The sequence below is a fragment of the Lysobacter fragariae genome, assembly GCF_054779775.1.
In genome coordinates this window covers 498,032-517,296 of the sequence record NZ_BAAGXP010000006.1, presented here as the reverse complement: position 1 = coordinate 517,296, position 19,265 = coordinate 498,032, and the positions used below count along the sequence as shown (strand labels likewise).

The 19,265-nt window shown below is 65.6% G+C and carries 9 protein-coding genes; 7 read left to right on the top strand and 2 right to left on the bottom strand.

Annotated elements, in window-relative coordinates; genetic code table 11:
- The first annotated feature begins 78 nt into the window (after positions 1-78).
- Genes ACYVD7_RS08260 through ACYVD7_RS08230 form a run of 7 tightly spaced genes read left to right on the top strand, consistent with a single transcriptional unit; the run spans position 79 to position 15,846 of the window.
- Complete coding sequence (locus ACYVD7_RS08260) at positions 79-6,723, top strand: amino acid adenylation domain-containing protein (protein ID WP_460761484.1); 6,645 nt, start codon at positions 79-81, stop codon at positions 6,721-6,723.
- The gene (locus ACYVD7_RS08255) at positions 6,720-10,043 is read left to right on the top strand and encodes a non-ribosomal peptide synthetase (protein WP_460761482.1); all 3,324 of its coding nucleotides are present in this window, start codon (positions 6,720-6,722) and stop codon (positions 10,041-10,043) included. Before ACYVD7_RS08260 ends, ACYVD7_RS08255 begins: the two co-directional genes overlap by 4 nt.
- 60 nt (positions 10,044-10,103) lie before the next feature.
- Positions 10,104-10,907 carry an alpha/beta hydrolase family protein gene (locus ACYVD7_RS08250; protein ID WP_460761479.1) on the top strand — a complete coding sequence of 268 codons (804 nt, stop codon included), beginning with the start codon at positions 10,104-10,106 and terminating at the stop codon, positions 10,905-10,907.
- Complete coding sequence (locus ACYVD7_RS08245) at positions 10,904-11,749, top strand: alpha/beta fold hydrolase (protein ID WP_460761477.1); 846 nt, start codon at positions 10,904-10,906, stop codon at positions 11,747-11,749. The genes ACYVD7_RS08250 and ACYVD7_RS08245 overlap by 4 nt, the downstream gene beginning before the upstream one ends.
- Positions 11,746-13,518 (top strand): glucosamine inositolphosphorylceramide transferase family protein, encoded by a 1,773-nt coding sequence (locus ACYVD7_RS08240; protein ID WP_460761474.1) that lies wholly within the window; start codon positions 11,746-11,748, stop codon positions 13,516-13,518. Before ACYVD7_RS08245 ends, ACYVD7_RS08240 begins: the two co-directional genes overlap by 4 nt.
- Positions 13,519-13,556: 38 nt before the next feature.
- Positions 13,557-15,074 carry a lipopolysaccharide biosynthesis protein gene (locus tag ACYVD7_RS08235; protein ID WP_460761471.1) on the top strand — a complete coding sequence of 506 codons (1,518 nt, stop codon included), beginning with the start codon at positions 13,557-13,559 and terminating at the stop codon, positions 15,072-15,074.
- 58 nt (positions 15,075-15,132) lie between these two features.
- On the top strand, positions 15,133-15,846 hold the full coding sequence (locus tag ACYVD7_RS08230) for a YdcF family protein (protein ID WP_460761469.1): 714 nt from the start codon (positions 15,133-15,135) through the stop codon (positions 15,844-15,846).
- 108 nt (positions 15,847-15,954) lie between these two features.
- Here ACYVD7_RS08230 and ACYVD7_RS08225 read toward each other — a convergent pair whose 3' ends face one another.
- Together ACYVD7_RS08225 and ACYVD7_RS08220 are read right to left on the bottom strand one after the other, a co-directional pair.
- On the bottom strand, positions 15,955-18,159 hold the full coding sequence (locus ACYVD7_RS08225) for an NEW3 domain-containing protein (protein WP_460761466.1): 2,205 nt from the start codon (positions 18,157-18,159) through the stop codon (positions 15,955-15,957).
- 437 nt (positions 18,160-18,596) lie between these two features.
- Positions 18,597-19,187 (bottom strand): serine O-acetyltransferase, encoded by a 591-nt coding sequence (locus ACYVD7_RS08220; RefSeq protein WP_460761464.1) that lies wholly within the window; start codon positions 19,185-19,187, stop codon positions 18,597-18,599.
- Positions 19,188-19,265 lie beyond the last annotated feature (78 nt).

The window sequence follows — 19,265 nt, the reverse complement described above, 5'->3', positions numbered from 1 at the left end:
GCAGCGGACCGGAGGGGTGCGCACCACGGACGACAGGTGACGCCTGGGTGATGCGAGCGCGGGCATGGGAAGGTGGGCATGAACAAGCAATCCGACGGTCTTTTGCCGCGCAGCTGCCCATTTGACCCTGTGCAGTGCATTCCGCAGCAGATCGAGCAGCAGGCCGCAGACAGGCCGGATACGATCGCAGTTACCTGTGAAGGCATCAGCCTGAGTTATCGCGAACTCAATGCGCGAGCCAACCAGCTCGCCCACCGATTGCGCGCCTTGGGCGTGGGTCCGGAAACCCTGGTGGCGATCGGCCTGGAGCGCTCGCTGGAGATGGTCGTGGGGCTGCTGGGCATCCTGAAGGTGGGCGCAGCCTACCTTCCTGTCGACGCCGCATACCCGCGGGAACGCGTGCAGTTCATGTTCGAGGACGCCCGCCCGGCAGCGCTGCTGACGTCATCAGGGCAACGCGCGTCGTTACCCGTAGCCGACGTTCCGACCCTGATTCTGGATGGCGACTGGGCTGAATTCGCGACGGAGCCTGCCCATGATCCGGAGCCGTTGGCGCAGCTGGAAAACCTCGCCTATGTGATCTACACCTCCGGCTCGACCGGAAAGCCGAAGGGCTGCCAGGTCACGCACGCCAACGTCGCACGTCTATTCACCGCGACCCGGGACTGGTTCGATTTCGGACCCGGGGACGTCTGGACGTTCTTCCACTCCCACGCATTCGACTTTTCGGTGTGGGAGATATGGGGGGCGCTGATTTACGGCGGCCGCGTGGTGGTGGTGCCGTACCTGCTCAGCCGCTCGCCGGAGATGTTCCATGAGCTGCTGGTGCGCGAGCGCGTCACCGTGCTCAACCAGACGCCTTCGGCGTTCCGCAGCTTGATCCATGCCGACCTCGCTTCTGCCACTGCGCCTTCCGAATTGTCCCTGCGCTACGTGATCTTCGGTGGCGAAGCGCTCGAGTTGCAGATGCTTCGTCCATGGTTCGAACGGCATGGCGACCAGCGCCCGCAGCTGATCAACATGTACGGCATCACCGAAACCACCGTCCATGTCACCTATCGCCCGGTCGGCAGCGCGGATCTGGAACGCAACGCCGGTAGCGTGATCGGCAAGCCCATCCCGGACCTGCGGCTGTTCGTGCTCGATCCCGGACTTTCACCGGTCGCCGTTGGCGAGGTCGGCGAGATCCATGTCGCAGGTGCCGGCCTGGCACGCGGCTATCTCAACCGGCCGGAATTGACCGCAGAGCGCTTCTTCGACTGGCACTCCCCCGATGGCGGGAGTGTGCGCCTCTACAAGACCGGCGACCTTGCGCGCGTTCTGACCGATGGCGATCTGGAGTATCTCGGTCGCAGCGACCATCAGGTCAAGATCCGCGGCTTCCGGATCGAGACCGGCGAGATCGAAAGCGTGCTCGCCCGGCATGAATCGGTTCGTGCCTGTGCGGTGATCGCACGCGACGACGGTGCCGGTGGCGAAGCGCGTCTGGTGGCCTATGTCGTTCCTTCCGGCACACCAGCATCGCAGGCGACACTGCGCGCGCACCTGGCGACAGCATTGCCTGACTACATGGTTCCCAGCGCATTCGTCGAACTTGAGGCGCTGCCGCTCACCGAAAACGGAAAGCTCGACCGCCGTGCGCTTCCGGCGCCTGCGCGCCTGCGCCCGGAGCTGGCGCACGCCTACGAGCCGCCAGTGGGCGCGTACGAGGCGTCCCTGTGCGCAGCTTTCGGTGAGCTGCTCGCCATCGACAATGTTGGCCGGCACGACGGATTTTTCGAGATCGGTGGCGACTCACTGCTCGCGGCCAGGCTGCTGCAGCGGATCAGGCAGGCCGACGGGCAGGGCAGTGTGATCCCGACGTCGCTGCTGTTCCGCAATCCGACGCCGGCAACGCTCGCGGCATCGCTGGAAGGTCGCGACGCCGCCGGCATCGAGCCGGCACGACTCCCCGCCGCGCAGCGGGGCGAAGTAGCCGAGCCCATCGCCATCGTCGCCATGGCCGGGCGTTTTCCCGGCGCAGCGGACGTGGAAGCGTTCTGGCGCAACCTCTGCGAGGGACGCGACTCGATCACCTTCTTTGCCGCGGACGACCTCGATCCGTCTGTAAGCGCAGGCGAACGCGACGATCCGGCGTACGTGAAGGCGCGCGGCGTGATCGACGGCGTCGAGCAATTCGATGCGGCGTTCTTCGGCATTGGCCCGAAGGAAGCCGAACTGATGGATCCGCAGCAGCGGATCTTCCTGGAGATCGCATGGGAATGCCTGGAGCGGGCCGGCCACGTGCCCGATGCCACAACAGTGCCGGTGGGCGTGTTCGGCGGCATGTTCAACGCCAGCTACTTCCAGCGCCACGTCTCGGCGCATCCGGAGCTGATCGACAAGGTCGGCGCCTTCCAGGTGATGCTGGACAACGAGAAGGATTTCATCGCCACGCGGATCGCGCACAAGCTCAACCTGACCGGTCCGGCGATCAGCGTGCATACCGCCTGCTCGACGTCGCTGGTGGCCATCTGCCAGGCCGTCGACAGCCTGCGGCTCGGTCACTGCGACATGGCGCTGGCCGGCGGCATCACGGTGACCTGTCCGCCGCGCAGCGGGTATTTCTACCAGGAAGGATCGATGCTCTCGCCCGATGGCCACACGCGGCCGTTCGATGCGGATGCGAAAGGCACGGTGTTCAGCGATGGCGCGGCGATCGTACTGCTCAAGCGCCTGTCCGATGCCGTAGCCGATGGCAACCACGTGTTCGCCGTGATTCGCGGCGGTGCGGTTAACAACGATGGCGGCGGCAAGGCCAGCTTCACCGCGCCGAGCAGCGAAGGGCAGGCCGCCGTGATCGCGATGGCCCACGCGCGTGCACAGGTCGACCCGCGCAGCATCAGCTACGTCGAAACCCACGGCACCGCGACGCCCGTGGGCGACCCCATCGAGATCGAGGGGCTGACCAAGGCATTCCGCCGCGGCACCGACGACAACCAGTTCTGCCGGATCGGCTCGGTGAAGAGCAATATCGGCCACCTGGTGATCGCCGCCGGCGCTACCGGCGTGATCAAGACCGCGCTTGCGCTCGACGGGAAAACCATTCCCGCCACCCTGCATTTCCAATCGCCCAATCCGTCGATCGATTTTTCCGGCTCGCCGTTCGTTGTCAACGCCACGCACGCGGATTGGCCAACGACGGACCTGCCGCGTCGCGCGGGCGTAAGTTCGTTCGGTGTCGGCGGGACCAATGCGCACGTGGTGCTTGAGGAGGCCCCGGAGCTGCCCGCGTCCGAACCGGCGCACGGGCCGCAACTACTGGTGGTTTCCGCGCGTACGCCGACGGCGCTTTCGCGCGCAGCCGCGCAACTTGCCGAACACCTTGATGCGTACCCCGAGGCCAACCTGGCCGACGTGGCATGGACCCTCGCCGCCGGGCGCAAGGCATTCGCGCATCGCATCGCGCTGGTCGCCGACGATGTCGCCGGTGCAGCCGCGCAGTTGCGCAGCCCGGAAATCGCGGCGGCCGCCGCGCGTGGCAAACCGGCGCGACCGGGCGACGTGGTGTTCCTGTTCCCGGGGCAGGGTGCAACCTATCCGGGCATGGGCCGTGGCCTGTACGACACCGAGGCCGCCTTCCACGTGGCCTTCGACGAATGTGCCGATGCATTGCGCGACGAACTCGATTTCGACCTGCGCGAGCGCGTGTTCTCCGATGATCCTGAAGCGCTGCTGCCGACTGCAATCATGCAGCCGGCGACCTTCGCGATCGAATATTCCCTGGCGCAGTTGTGGATCAGCCAGGGCATCGTGCCGACGGCGATGATCGGCCACAGCGTTGGTGAATTCGTCGCCGCGACGCTTGCCGGCGTGTTCACCTTGCCAGATGCGTTGCGGCTGGTCGCCCGACGCGGCGCGCTGATGCAGGCGCAACCGGCGGGCGGCATGCTGTCGGTGCGGATGGCGCTGGACGATCTGCTTGCACGGCTGCCACCAGACCTGTCGCTGGCTGCTGAAAATGCACCGGGCAGTTGTGTCGTGTCCGGTCCGCTGGAAGCGATCGCACGATTCCAGGCGAAATTGGAAGCAGATGGCATCGCCTGCCGTGCACTGCGCACGTCGCATGCGTTCCACTCGCAGATGATGGAGCCGGTGGTGGCGCCGTTCCGCTCCGAGGTGGCGGCGCTGAAGCTTTCCGCACCGGCGACTCCCATCGTCTCGACCGCGACCGGAGAGTGGCTGGATGCAGACAGCGCGACCTCGCCCGACTATTGGGCATCGCACCTGCGCGAGCCGGTTCGGTTCGCGGCGGCACTGGGCACGCTGCTCGCCGCATCCTCACGGGTGCTGCTCGAGGTCGGCCCGCGTAACACACTGAGCGCCTTGTCGCGCCAGCATCCTATGGTTCAGAAGCAGCAGGCTGCGGCAGTGGCGTCGCTGGCCGACGCTCCCGATGTGGAGGCTTCCAGCTTCCGGTCGGCGGTGGGGCAGTTGTGGTGTCGTGGCGTAGCGGTTGACATCACCGCGTTCGACCGGCGCAGCGTGCGCCGGCGCGTGCGTCTGCCGACCTATCCGTTCGAGCGCCAGCGTTTCTGGGTGGAAGCAGCGAATGCTTCGAATGTCGTGCAGCACCCAGCCGGTGCCACCGTGCATGCGGTACCGGCGGCAGTCGTCGCTGAGGAACCGGCTGAGGCCACGGCCACATACCCGGCCACGGGCGAAGCCCCCAATCGCTTCGCAAGCCTGGTCCTGCAACTCAAGGATATCTTCGAGGACGTCACCGGCTTCGATCTCTCCGACGTCGATGCTGAAGCGAACTTCATGGAGCTCGGCCTCGACAGCTTGATGCTGACGCAGGTTGCGCTGCGTTTGCAGAAGAGATTCACGGTCAAGCTGACCTTCCGCCAGCTGATGGGCGACTGCGGCAGCCTCCATCGCCTTGCGGCGATGCTCGACGAACAACTGCCCCCCGAGCCGACTGCCGTGCCCACGTCGATTCCGGTGGCGGTGAAGCCGCTCTTGCCTGAGTCTGGTGACGCTGCTCCGACAGGATCCGATGGCGACCTGGCGCGCCGGCTATTGCAGCAGCAGATGCAACTCCTGCAGCAGCAAATCGCCGCGCTGCCGATGCCTGCCAATGGTGCCGCAGTCGCGACGCCAGCTGCAGGGGAAGAAGCAGCGAAACCCGCGCACTCGCGTTACGACGTCAAGCAGGCGTTCGGTGCAATTGCGCGGATCGATACCTCTGCCAGGCAGGAGCTGAGCCCGCGACAACGCGAGCAACTGGATGCTTTTATCGATCGCTACGTCGCACGCACCCGGCGTTCCAAGGCCTACACAGAACTCCATCGTCCGCACCTGGCGGACCCGCGGGTGGTCAACGGCTTCCGGCCGCTGCTGAAGGAAATCGTCTACCAGGTCGTGGTGGAGCGCTCCAAGGGTGCTCACCTGTGGGACCTCGATGGAAACCAGTACGTCGACGCCACCAACGGCTTCGGCATGAGCCTGCTCGGCTGGCAGCCCGATTTCGTGCTGGCCGCGGTGCGGCGCCAGCTCGAGGCGGGCTACGACATCGGGCCACAGCATCCGCTGGCCGGTGACGTGGCGAGGCTTCTGTGCGATGCCACAGGGCACGATCGCGCCGCGCTGTGCAACACCGGTTCGGAAGCGGTGCTCGGTGCGTTGCGCCTGGCCCGCACCGTCACCGGGCGCGAAACCGTTGTTCTGTTCAGCGGCTCTTATCACGGGATCATCGACGAGATGATCGTGCGCGGCACGAAGAAGCTGCGCGCGGTGCCGGCGGCGCCCGGCATCCTGCCCAACACGGCCGAGCACGTCATCGTGCTCGACTACGGCACGGCCGAATCGCTGCAGATCATCCGTGAACACGCGCACGAACTGGCGGCAGTGCTGGTAGAGCCGGTGCAGAGCCGTCGTCCCGACTTCCAGCCGGTCGAGTTCCTGCGCGAGTTGCGCGAGATCACCAGCAGCAATGGCGCGGCGCTGATATTCGATGAAGTCGTCACCGGTTTCCGCACGCATCCGGGAGGCGCGCAGGCGCTGTTCGACGTGCATGCGGACATCGCGACCTACGGCAAGGTGATCGGCGGCGGTTATCCGATAGGGGCCATCGCCGGCAGGCGCGAATACATGGATGCGATCGACGGCGGCTCATGGCAGTTCGGCGACGCTTCGGCACCGAGCGTGGGCGTCACTTATTTCGCCGGCACGTTCGTGCGGCATCCGTTGGCGCTGGCTGCCGCCAAGGCGTCTCTGGAACACATGCGCGATGCTGGTCCGGCATTGCAGGAAGCGCTCAATGCGCGAACTGCCGCGATGACGGACGAACTCAATGCGTTCTGCAGTGCGGTGGGTGCCCCCATCGAAGTGCCGCGTTTCGCCTCGATGTGGAAGATCCGGTTCCTTGAGGACCACCCGCTGCAGGACCTGCTGTTCGCGATGCTGCGCAATCGTGGCGTGCACATCCTCGACAACTTCCCGAGTTTCCTCACCACCGCGCACGACGAGGGCGATTGCCGGCTCATCGTCGAAGCGTTCAAGGCGTCGGTGCTCGAGCTGCAGGAAATGCAAATCCTGCCACGCCGGTCGCTGCGCGCATTGATGGATACGATGCGTCCGATCACCGCAGGCGCGCGACTGGGCCGCGAGCCCGATGGACGTCCGGCCTGGTTCGTCGCCGATCCAGGCCGCCCGGGCAAGTTCCTCAAGGTGGGCACATGAACGCAGTTGCTTCCGATACCGCGTTGGTGCTCGAGGCGGTCGATTACGACCCGTTCGCCGGCGGCGAACTGGCCCTGGTCGTACCCACGACCGAATCGCAGCGTGAAATCTGGCTTGCCGACCAGTTGGGGATCGAGGCCTCCCTGTCGTTCAATCTGTCCGTCTCGCTGCGGTTCAACGGCGCACTGGACGTGGACGCGTTGCACGCGGCGCTCCAGGCGCTGGTCGACCGGCACGATGCATTGCGCGCGAACGTGGGACCGGATGGCGAGAGCCTCGGCGTGTTGCAGCGATTCGAGATTCCGTTCCCGTTCCTCGACCTCGCGATGCTGGATGAAGCGGCACGAAACCTGGCGGTGGAGGAGCGCCTGCGTAATTCCGTGGAGACACCGTTCGCGCTGGGCAGCGATCCGCTGTTCCGCGCCGAGCTGCTGCGGCTGGCGGAAGCCGAACATCTCCTGCTGCTGACCGCGCACCACATCGTCTGCGATGGCTGGTCGTGGTGGGTGCTGGTGCGTGAGCTCGGAGCGTTGTATGGGCAATACCGCGGTGCAGCGGGGGCATCGCTGCCGGCAGCGTCCAGCTTCGCGACATTCGCCGCGAACGAGGTGGAGCAGCAATCCGACGCCGCGCACGCGACGGACGCGGCTTATTGGCTGTCCCGTTTCCCTGGCGAGGCGCCGGTACTCGAGCTGCCCACCGACCATCCGCGGCCCGCACTGCGAAGCTTTGCGTCCGCACGCGAAGACCATGTGCTGGACGAAGCGCTCCTGACCGCATTGCGCCGGCTGGGCGCGCGTCGCGGCGTGAGCCTGTTCGCGACCCTGCTCGCGGGTTTTTCCGGACTGTTGTCGCGCCTGACCGGGCAGGCGGACGTGGTGGTCGGCATTCCTGCGGCAGGGCAGCCGATCGTCGGCAGTGACGATCTGGTTGGACACTGCGTCAACACGCTGCCGCTGCGCTTCGACATCGACTCGTCGCAGCCTTTCACGCACTTCCTCGATGCCGCACAGGCCACGCTGCTCGATGCACTGGAACACCAGCGCCATACCTTCGGCACGCTGCTGAAGAAGCTGCGCGTCCGGCGCGATCCCGCGCGGATGCCGCTGGTGAGCGTGCTGTTCAACCTCGACCAGGCGCTCGACCACGAGAGCACGGCCTTCACTGGCGTGGCCATGGAGTTCGACAGCAATCCGCGCAGCTTCGAGACGTTCGAGCTGTTCGTGAACGCCGTGCAGACACACGGCCAGCTCAGGATCGAATGCCAGTACAACCGCGACCTGTTCGATGCCGCGACGATCCGCCGCTGGCTGCGCGCGTTTGAAACCCTGCTCCGCGCCGCGGTCGAGCGCGAGGCCGCGGGATTCGTGAGCCTGCCTTTGGTCGACGCGGTGGCGCGCGAGGAACTGGCTGCACTGCAGCCTCCGTCGGTCGCCTATGACCGCGAATGCAGGATGCATGAGCACTTCGAGGCGCAATGCGATCGCACACCGGCGCGGATTGCGCTACTGGCGGGTGATCTCACCCTCGACTATGCCGGACTCGAAGCCCGCGCGAACCGTATCGCCCACGTGCTGCGCGATCATGGTGTGCGGCGCGGCGCACTCGTCGGCCTTGCGCTCGATCGCGGTCCGGACATGCTTGCCGCGCTGCTGGGTATCCTCAAGTCCGGCGCCGGGTATGTGCCACTGGATCCGCAGTTTCCTGCCGAGCGCCTGGCTTACATGGCGGCCGATGCCGGGCTGGCAATGCTGTTGACCACGCGCGAACACGCCGGCAACTTCGACCTGCGCGGCCGGCCGGTGCTGTTGTTCGATGAGCACGCAGCAGGCCTCGATGCAGCGCCTGCCACGCGGCTCGAACGCGATGACGCCGCGGCGCAGCCAGAAGATCCCGCGTACGTCATCTACACCTCGGGTTCGACCGGGCGTCCGAAGGGCGTGATCGTGCCGCATCGCGCGGTGTCCAATTTCCTCGACAGCATGCGGCGCGAACCCGGGCTGGATGCGCACGACCGGCTGTTGGCGGTGACGACGCTGTCGTTCGATATCGCCGTGCTGGAACTGCTGCTGCCGTTGGCGGTGGGCGCGCAGGTCGTGCTCGCCGATCGCGAGACAGCTGGCGACGGTGCGGCGTTGCGGACGTTGCTGGAAAGCAGCGACGTCACGGTGATGCAGGGCACGCCTTCCAGCTGGCGGTTGCTGGTCGATGCCGGCTGGGCCGGTTCACCCGGGTTCAAGGCGCTGTGCGGTGGCGAAGCAATGGCGCCCGACCTGGCCGCGTCGCTGCTGGCGCGCTGTGGCTCGTTGTGGAATGTCTACGGACCCACGGAAACCACGGTGTGGTCGACGTGCGCACGCATCGCACTTGCACCCGCTGCGGTGGCGCCGGACATCCACATCGGCCGGCCGATTGGCAACACCAGCGTGTGGATCCTCGATGCGCACGGTGAGTTGTGCCCGTTTGGTGTCCCCGGCGAAATCTGCATCGGCGGTGAGGGTGTCACCAAGGGATACCTGGGACGCCCCGAACTGACTGCGGAACGCTTCCTGGTCGACAGGTTCACCGCGGCGCCTGCTAGCGCGATCGGACACGCGGTGCCCGGCCTGCTGTATCGCACCGGAGATCGCGGCCGCTGGCGTGCGGACGGCAACCTCGAACACCTCGGCCGTCTCGATCACCAGGTCAAGGTGCGCGGCTACCGCATCGAGCTGGGCGAGATCGAAGCCAACCTCGCCGGACGCGAGGAGATCGCACGCGCCCTGGTGATCGTGCGCGAGGATCGTGCGAACGATCAGCGCCTCGTGGCTTACCTCGTTGCCACGCCGGGCGTCGTCATCGAAGAAGCGGCCTTGCGGGCGCACCTGCGGAACCTGCTGCCGGCCTACATGCTGCCGCAGCATTTCGTCGTGCTCGCCGAGATTCCACTGTTGCCCAACGGCAAGGTCGACCGGAACGCGCTGCCGCCGCCCATTGCCAGGGAAGAACCGGCTCCGCGTCCGCAACCCACGCAGGAGGCCGACGTCGATCCGCGTGTCCGCTATCTCTCCGCGTTGTGGTTCGAGTTATTGGGCTCCCCCGCCGGCCCCGAGGACAACTTCTTCGAACTGGGCGGCCACTCGATGCTCGCTGTGCAGATGGCTGCCCGGGTCGAGCACGACACGGGCCATCGCATCAAGCTGATCCGCCTGGGCGTGGAAACGCTGGCGCAGGTTGCAGCAGCGCTGCCTGTTCCCACCGATGTACAACCGGTGAAGGCCGGAGTCGGCGTACGCATCAGCAGCGGGCTGAAGCGGCTGTTCGGACGTTCTGAAGGATGAGTCCATGAGCGACGTATCGCCTTGCGCATCGCGGATAACTTGCTGGTGGAGGTGGGCGCAATGAGCGTTTCTGCCTGGGAACCTTTCTGGCTGGGGCCGCCGTCGCGCCAGTTGTACGCGGCGCTCCACGGCGTGCCCGGGACGCCTTCGACGGGCGTCGTCCTGGTGCCGCCCTTGTTGCATGAGATGCCACGCAGCCGTCGCTTCATCGCCGAAGTGGCCGGAGCGCTTGCGGCGATGGGGCTGCCCACGCTGCGCTTCGATTTTCACGGCACGGGCGATTCGTCAGGCAGCGGGGAGGATTTCGACTTCGCTTCCATGCATCGTGATCTCGACCTGGCCGCAGCGGCGTTGCGCGAGAGAACCGGAATCACGCGATTGGTGCTGCTGGCCTGGCGTGGGAGCGCGCTGGCGCTGCGCGGCTGGCTGGATCGTGGTGGTGTTGCCGACCTCATCGTGCTCTGGGAGCCCATCGTCGATGGCGGATCGTGGTTGCAGGAACTCGTGGACGGCGATGTCGGCGAGCGGGCTCTCCGTCCGCCACCGCGCAGCGGCGTGCCGCGCCTGACCGATCCTGGGGATGGCCAGCTGATGGGTTTTGCGGCATCGCAACGCCTGCGTGGTGACCTTGCGCAAGCGCGCCTGGATGTCGGCGCGCGACGCGGCGACGCGCCCGTGTGGGCCATCGTGCGTGCGGATCTTGCCGAGCTTCCGACGGATGTCGCCCGCGTGCTGCACCTCCCCGCAGGCGCTCCCAGTTTCAACATGGGTGCCGCGATGGATGCGACTTTCTTCCTCACGCCACCGGTGCGCAGTCTGGTCGGTGAGCTGGGGCAGGCCATGCGTGCGGAGGTCCCGGCATGAATGCGGTGCTGGAGATCGATAAAGGTGTCGCGTCGACGACAACGAACGACGTGCTCGTGCGTTTCGGCCCGGAAGGGCAGTTGATCGGCATTCTCAGCGGCATGCACGCCGGTGGTCCGACGCTGCTGTTGCCGAGCGCCGGCCTGCAACCGCGCGCAGGCCCGTTCCGGTTGCATGCCGTGCTAGCGCAGCACCTTGCCGCGCACGGCATTCGCAGCTTCCGTTACGACATCCCGGGCGTGGGAGAAGCGCCGCGCCTGCCCGCCTGCGACGCTACGCAAGCGACGATGGCGGCGATCGACCAGCTCGAAGCACTGCACGGTTGCCATACATTTGCAGTCGGCGGCATCTGCAGTGCGGCCGATACCGGGTGGGATGTCGCCAACGTGGATCCGCGTGTAACCGCGGTCCTGTTGCTGGATGGCATCTGTTTCGCCGGGCCGTGGTACCGCTATGCACGCATCCTGGGCCTGCTGCGCCGCCTGCCGAAGGAATGGAAGCATTTCGCTCGCAAGGTATCGGGGCGCGTGCGCGGGAATGCCAGCCTCGATTCGAATGCATTCCGCACCTGGCCCAGCCATGTGCAGGCACGGGAGCAGTTCGCGAGTCTGGTAGCGCGTGACGTGCGATTGCTGTGGATCTTCAGCGGAGGATACGCCGACCGGTTCCTGCATCCGCGCCAGTTCGAATGGACGTTCGGGCCTCCGGCGCGCGATCCGCGCGTCGCCATGCATTACTGGCCCGATTGCGACCATACCTATTTCGGGCGTGGGCAACGCGATCGCCTGATCGACGCAATCACGCGCTGGATGGGCACGCTGCCAAGGCGGGAGCCTTCGTGAAAGACGTCGACACTCCCGCGAAAACGCCACTCTATCCAGCCCCCGAAGGCTTCGAGCGACCGCTGCGGGTGGTGTTGGTTGGACCGCCGCAGGTCCCCGGGTGGGTGAGCGCGTTCCATGCACTGGCGACCGTTTACGACTGGATTGAACTGGTCACGCTTACCGATTCCGCCGCGGTCCTTCCGCAGGTTCAAGGCGTGGCCATGGACGTGCGCGCTTTCGTCGCGCTCGAGCATGCATTGCTCAGTGGCAACCGGAGTCTGGCCCCGGTTCCGATGCCAACCGATCCCGGAAGCCATGCAGAGGCATGGCATGCGTACGACATGCCGCTGCCTGCGCGCATCAGTGCATTGCATCCCGACCTCGTCATCCTGGTCGGACCGCCGGCATGGGCCGCGACGCTGGCCGGCTCGGCGCCGTGGGGTTGCTGGTGCCTGGACGCGAGCCTCGTCGACCAGCGCCATGCTGGACTCTCGTTGCTTGCACCGATGGTGCGCGGTGAAACCGCGACACAGATGGCATTGATGCTGCAGGAACAGGATCAGGCGCCGATCGACCTGGCCGTCAGTTGGGGCCGGACCCGGAAGAGTTCGTTCCTGGTGCAACGGGAAGATGCCTTCCGCAAGCTACCCGCTTTGCTGCTGCGCGCCTTGCACCGCCTCGCCGGGGGTTATGTGCCCGCAAATCTCCACGCGGTGGCGACAGTACAGCTGCAGTCGCCGTCATCGATGGGAGGCGCTGTCGGCGTGCGTGCGCTACTGTCGATCGTGCGGGCCTCTCATCGCTGGTTGACGGGTTGGTTCCGGAACGATCGCATCGGCTGGACGCTGGTGTTGCGGCTGGGCGGAACCGCACTCGACCCGCAAGCGCCGGCGATTGGGTCGCACGCCCTCCTGAAAGCGCCGAAGGGCTGGTGGGGCGATCCTTTCGTGGTCATTGCGGAAGGGCGAAAGCTGGTATTTGTCGAGGAAATGGCCGAGCCGAAGCTCAAGAAGGCCAACATCGCCTGCCTGGAATTGACCGGCGGCGGCGCTCGCCGCCTGGGTATCGCCCTTGATGAGCCGGGTCACCTGTCGTTCCCGCAGGCATTCCTGTGGCAGGGGCAGTGGTACCTGACGGTGGAAACCGGCTATGACCGGCGCGTCAGCCTGTACCGGGCCACCGGCTTTCCCATGGAGTGGACCCGCGTACGCGATCTGGTCACCGGGTGGGTTTGCGTCGACCCGACGTTGCATCACCACGACGGCCATTGGTACCTGTTCGCCAATGTCGCCGAGAACGGCAACAACACCTGCGATGAATTGTTCCTCTTCGTTGCCGACAACCTGGAGGGGCCATTCGTGCCGCATCCGGCTTCCCCGATTGCCTGCGACGTTCGCCGTGCCCGGATGGCGGGTCGACTGTTCCACCATCAAGGTCGCCTGATCCGTCCGGCCCAGGATTGCGGACCCGGTTACGGCAATGCCCTGGTGTTCAACGAGGTGCTGGAGTTGGGGCCGAAGGTCTATCGCGAACGACAGCTCTCGCGACTGGCCCCCTATCTGACGCGTAGCGTCGATGGATGCCATACCTACAACGTCGATGGGGGCGTCGAGATCCTGGATGTCCTGGGACGTCCGCCGAACCGGACCGCATACCTGCACGTATCCGACGGTCCTGGAAACCACGATGTGCACAATGGCGCTCCCCCGGATCGACTGGATCCGATGGTCACCGCCACCTTGCCCGCCACGGGCGGCACGGTGCATCGTGGCCTGCCACCGCAGTGACGCAAAAGGAACCTCAATGGCGGTTTTGGTCGCGCGGGATGAGTAGCCAAGCGGAAATCACGCAGGGCGTCGATGAAGACACGCTCGAGCTGCCCAGGCAGCGGCCGGGCATCGCCACGCATTACCTGCGTTACTCGATCTCGAATGGCCTGGTGATGCTCGCCGGTTTCATCTCGTTCCCGATCCTGACCCGGTTCCTCGACAACACGCAGTTCGGCATCCTCAGGTACTACGACACCCTGATGCTTCTTGGGGTAGCGATCATCAAGTTCGGAACGCCGCACGCGATCGTGCGGTTCTATCCCTACGACGGCGATGCGCAGCGGATGCGGGCCTTCGGCACCAACATGGTGTTGTTGCCCCTGGTCATGTCCGGGACGGTATGGGCGCTGGGGGCGACCGGACTCGTGCTGTGGTCCTGGGCGGGCGAGGGGACATTCCCGCCGCTCTTCTGGTGCGCGGTCACGATGGTCCCGATGCTGGTAGGCATCAACATCGTGCAGATGGTCGTGCGCGCCAGCGAGCGTTCGGACATCGTCATGGTCACGCGCGTCGTTGGTCGCATGCTCGAGCTGGTGCTGGTGTTGGGCGCGGTGGTCCTGGTGCAGCACAGCGCACTGGCGGTGTACGGCGGCAAGATGGTTGCGGCGGTGCTGTTGCTGGCGTGGCTGGCGCACTGGATGTACCGCAACGTGCATGTCTCGCGCGAAACGATCGACATGCATGCGTTCCGTGACGGGCTGGTCTACGGTTTTCCGCTGATGGCCCACGAGTTGGCCTTCAGCGTCCTGGCCAACATGGATCGCGTGCTGATCAAGCACATCACGGGCGACTTCGCGGTAGTGGGTATCTACGCCATCGGCTATTCGTTGGCAATGCAGCTCACCGTGTTCATCGACACGACGCTGTCGGAAGCGTTCACGCCGGTAGTCATGCGTGCCTACGAGACGGGTGGCGGCAGTGCCGTGCGCGCGCTCAAGGAACGCGTCCTGTTGCCGATGACGTATGCCGTGGTGGCGATCGTCGCAATGCTGTTGGTATCAGGACAGGACCTGCTGGTGGCGTTGAGCGGACCCGACAAGGCGGCGTCCGGCGAAGTGTTCATCGTGATCGGAATCACCGCGTCCACATATGCATTGTTCGCCATCGCCAACTACGGCCTGCAGTTGAAGAAGCGCACCATGCAGGTGCTGGCGATCACGCTTGGCGCGGCGCTCCTGAACATCGCCATGAACTTCATCCTGATTCCCCGCATGGGCTACATGGGGGCCGCCTGGTCCACCGCGATCAGTTACGGCGCGCTGAGCACGGCACAGTTCCTGGTTTGCCCGAAGGGACTGGCGCGCCTTCCGGATTTGCGCACGGCAGCCGTGGCACTGTGCTGCGCGGCAGTGTTGGTGGCGGTGGCGCGTGGCAGCGACCTGTTCGGTCTGCACGCCGCTTGGACGCGGTTGTTCGCCGCGGGGGGGCTATTCGTGGTGTTGTTCGCGCTGCCAGTACTTGCGCTGGATTCAAGGCTGCGTGGGATGCTGTTGGGTTTGAGAAAGCGGCCGTAACGTCGTGACGACGTGGCTGTTATCTCCGCTCGCATGGCTGCTGGTCGCGGGTGTACTCATGCCTTGGGCCTGGATTCATCGTCGGCACAGGCCCTGGGTGGTTGCGGCTTGTGGCTTGCTGGCGGCTACGGCGCTGGTGGTCATGACACCGCTCGGGGCGAACGCCCTGGCCGGCCCGCTGGAGCGGCCGATCCCGATGCCACGCGCTTGCCAGGATAAGCCGCCATCGATTGCGGTCGTCCTGGGTGGAGGCCTCGTTGGAAGGCCACGCAGCCGCGCGGATTTCTCGGCACTCAACCTGGCCAGCCGACGACGCATGGATCGCGCCGTGGCCTGGTGGCACGAACGCGAAGGACGCGTGCTTGTGCTGGAGGGAGGGGCGCCGCATCCCGGGGTTGCGACGCTCGCTGAACTGATGGCGGCGTATGCGCAGATGCAGGGAGTTCCATCGACCGCGCTGCGGGTGGAAACCGAGTCGGGCGACACCTGGGGCAATGCACGCCATGCCGCGTTGCTGTCACCACGCCTGCCTGGACGCATCGTGCTGGTGACGTCGCTGATCCACATGCCGCGCGCGCAGCGGGCATTCGCCAGTGCCGGCTTCGAGGTCTGCCCGTTGGGCACCGATGCCCGCCGCCTGCCATCGCGCCTGCCGTGGGCGCTGGTTCCCCGGACTGTTGCCCTGGCCAACGCGGAAGTCGCGCTGCACGAATGGGCGGGGCTGGCTTACTACCGCTGGCGCGATCGGAAGGAGCCAGCGGTGCGACGGTGAGTGCGAAGTCCTATCCGCTGGTGGGCCAGATGCGCCGAGCCAAGCCCGCGGCGTTCGGCCAAAAAAAGAGCCCCGGATTCCCGGGGCTCTTTGTTGGTACGAAGGAACTTACTTGTAGACCGAGAAGGTGCTGTTCGTCTTCGTGGTCAGGCTGCCGCTGGTGGCCGTCGTGGTCAGCTTGTAGGTACCGATCGAGCTGGGACCCTTGCCGGAGACGAAGGACACGCGGGCGTAGCCGTTGGCGTCGGTGGTGGCGCTCAGGATCACGTGGTTGATGTTGTTCGGCTTCAGCGCGTCGAAGCTGACGCTCGCACCCGAGACCGCAACGCCACCCTTCAGGACGCGAGCGGTGATGGACACCGTCTCACCGGCCTTGTAGGTCGCCTTGCTCGTGCTGACGGTTTCCGTCAGGACGACAGGAGCGGCGACCGCATAGGTGGCCGAAGCACTTCCGGTGTGGATCGTGCCGACGGCGCTGCTGGCGCCCACGCCGATGCCGTAGTTGCCGGCAGCAGCGGTGGTGCTCGAGATCACGGCGAGGGTCGCAGTGCCGCTGGCACCAGGAGCAAGTGCGATTGCGGTGGTCGACAGGTTGCCGGTCCAGCCAGCCGGAACGCTACGGGCGAGGGCGAACGAGGTGTTGGCGCACGCGCTGCTGTCGTTGTTCTTCAGGCTCAGCGTGTAGTTGTTCGTCGTGCCGGCGGCGACCGCGGCGGTCGGGCCCGTCATGGTCACGGTCGGCGCTGCACGGGTGCAGGTCGGAGCGGGCGGCGGCGGGGGCGGCGTGGTTCCATCGGCCTGCATTTCGTAGGCGCCCACGTCATTGGCGGCACCGGAGGGACGCGGCTGCAGCAGGAAGTCGGTGGACATGCCGCTGATCATCGGGGCCTTGTCGGTCACCGGGCTGCCGGTGAGCGGTTCGGCATCGAAGGTGGCCAGGGCCATGTTGGTCAGCTTCGGGTCCTGGGTGCAGGTGGTTCCCGTCGGGCAGGTGCGAACCTTCCAGCCCATGTTGCCGGAGAAGGACTTGGCCGCCGGGGCACTGCCGCCGCTGAACAGCGTGGCCGTGGTGGTGTTGGCGTAGTACGGGAAGCCGACCACCAGGTTGTTCTGGATATAGACCTTGTCGGTGGAAGCGCCTTCGCCATAGGCGATCTGCGCATCGCCTTCACCAGCGATGGTGTTGTGGCGCACGGTCGCGGTGTCGTTGCCGGTCAGGATCAGCAGAAGGGTGCTGCCGTAGGCGCGGCACAGGTCGGCTTCGGCCATGTTGTACTTGCCGCGGAAGTAGGTGCAGTTGCCCACCAGGACCGAGTTTTCGATCAGCGAGTTGCCCTTGATCTTGACCTGGTTGCCGGCGTTGGCGACCGAGTAGATGCGGCGCAGCGTCACGTTGGTCGTGTCGGCACCGTCCATGTAACGCAGGTCGAGGCCGTCGGACGTGTTGTGGTGGATGAAGGCATCTTCGATCAGCCACTGGCCACCGGTGTCGACCGTGCCGAAACCGTCGCCGTAGCCGCCCGTGGTCTGGGCCCAGCAGGCCCACACTTCGCCGGTCGCAACGCGCTCGCCGCAACCGTTCCAGGAGATCTCGATGTCGCGCAGGATCATCTGGCCCGAGTTCGAACCGGTACCGACATTGCCGTCCCAGCCGGCGCTGCCGTTCTTGTTCATCTTGACGCGCTCGAGGGTCCAGTTGGACAGGCCGCCGGCGTTGAAGCCGCGCGCCGCCATGCCATGCACGTTCACGTCATGCATCCACACGTTGTTGGAGGCAGTGGCGTACACACCCACGCGGGCCCAGGCCATCGTGCTGGTGCAGGTCGCGGCGGCATTGGAGTGGTTATAGACGCAGTCGCTGTTGTCGGTGATTTCGAGATTGCCGATTTCGACGTTCGAGCTGCCTTCGAGGTTCAGCACGCGATGGGTACCGGCGACGCCGACCAGCTTGGTGCCGGCCTTGCCCAGGATGCGGGTGCGCGAGGTCGCGCTGGGACCGCTCGGGACCTTCTGCATGTAACCGCCGCTACCGATCTGGAAGCTGCCAGCGCCGATCAGCAGGGTGTCACCACCAGCGATGCGCGCGGCGCCCGAATTGGGCATAGCGATGTTGGGATTCTTCCAGGCACAGGCCTGGGCGGTGCCGCTGCCCGGATAGGCTGCATCGGCGAGACCGTTGCATTGGGTGGCATCGCCACCATCGGTGCGGACGTAGTAAATCGCGGCCTGGGCAGAGCCAATGGCAGCAAAGCCGAGCGAGAGCGAAAGGAAAAGCTTGGACAGGTTGCAACCGCGGGCGAGGGGCGTAGACATCTGGGCACTGCTCCGTAATGACAGGGGGAGGTGGCCAAGAGGTCCCTCCCTTGGCCGGGGCGGACTCTACGGAGGGGGGGGAGGGGGATTTGTGCGACCGCCCACACTTCATGCCGTTTTCACGCGTCAGAAGCTGACCAAGCGCGTCTGAGGCGCTTAAGCGCCTGACGTTGGGCGTCAGATTCAGCTGGGATTCGGGGAAGTGAAAATCATGAACAGGGCTTTCCCTATTCAGGTTTTCTCGCGCGCGCGACGCGCGCGCGAATATTAGCCTTCACCCGAGAAAAATGCGGGTCATTGAAGTGAGAGCTGTGTCACACGGACGGAGTTCTGGCTTAAACCGTGCCAGCTTTTCTGCCGCCGGCGGGCCAAGCGGTTGGTCGCGGGCCGCATTCAGCGGCCCGGAGCTGGGGCGGGCTGAGTCGCAAACGTGTCGGTCAGCCGAGCTTGTCGTCGTAGTCGGTTCTGTTGACGTAACCCGCGGCGCCTTCCTGGGAAATGATCCGACCTGGCACGCCGACCACCACCGAGTTGTCCGGGATATCCATCGTGACAACGCAGTTGGCGCCAATGGCCACGTTGTTGCCGATGCGGACGCTGCCCGCAATCACCGCACCGGGACCGATGTAGATGTTGTCCCCAAGGATCGGATAGCCCTGGTTCCTGCCGCGATTGGCGCGGCCGATCGTCACGCCCTGGGAGATGTTGCAGTTCCGGCCGATCGTGGCTTTCTGGCTGACGACGATTCCGCCGAAGTGGCCGATGTAGAACCCACTGCCGATGCGGGTCCCGGAGGGAATCGAGATTCCCAGCTTGTACACCAGGTGCCCAAGCACGAGGCGCGCGAATGGATAGAGCGTGTACCTGAGCAACGGATTGCCCTTCGCGTACGCGCAGGTGCGCAGCCAGAAGTTGTATCGGTAGGACTCGCCCCGGAACACATACCCCAGGAGAGGAGTCCATCTGGCGCTCCCGGTAATGCGGTAGAGATCGGAGCGCACGAGGAATTTGTATTCGTTGAAGTTCATTGGCATTCCCGCGCTGTCATGGCTTTGCCCCCTTGGCCCAACGTGCATCGACACCAACGACCTCGACATCCGCGTGTG

What these genes read in the sequence shown, in the direction of transcription:
- ACYVD7_RS08260 (WP_460761484.1), top strand. Translation starts at nt 79, where the DNA reads ATGAACAAGCAATCCGACGGTCTTTTGCCGCGCAGCTGCCCATTTGAC.
- ACYVD7_RS08255 (WP_460761482.1), top strand. Translation starts at nt 6,720, where the DNA reads ATGAACGCAGTTGCTTCCGATACCGCGTTGGTGCTCGAGGCGGTCGAT.
- ACYVD7_RS08250 (WP_460761479.1), top strand. Translation starts at nt 10,104, where the DNA reads ATGAGCGTTTCTGCCTGGGAACCTTTCTGGCTGGGGCCGCCGTCGCGC.
- ACYVD7_RS08245 (WP_460761477.1), top strand. Translation starts at nt 10,904, where the DNA reads ATGAATGCGGTGCTGGAGATCGATAAAGGTGTCGCGTCGACGACAACG.
- ACYVD7_RS08235 (WP_460761471.1), top strand. Translation starts at nt 13,557, where the DNA reads ATGAGTAGCCAAGCGGAAATCACGCAGGGCGTCGATGAAGACACGCTC.
- ACYVD7_RS08230 (WP_460761469.1), top strand. Translation starts at nt 15,133, where the DNA reads ATGCCTTGGGCCTGGATTCATCGTCGGCACAGGCCCTGGGTGGTTGCG.
- ACYVD7_RS08225 (WP_460761466.1), bottom strand. Translation starts at nt 18,159, where the DNA reads ATGTCTACGCCCCTCGCCCGCGGTTGCAACCTGTCCAAGCTTTTCCTT.
- ACYVD7_RS08220 (WP_460761464.1), bottom strand. Translation starts at nt 19,187, where the DNA reads ATGAACTTCAACGAATACAAATTCCTCGTGCGCTCCGATCTCTACCGC.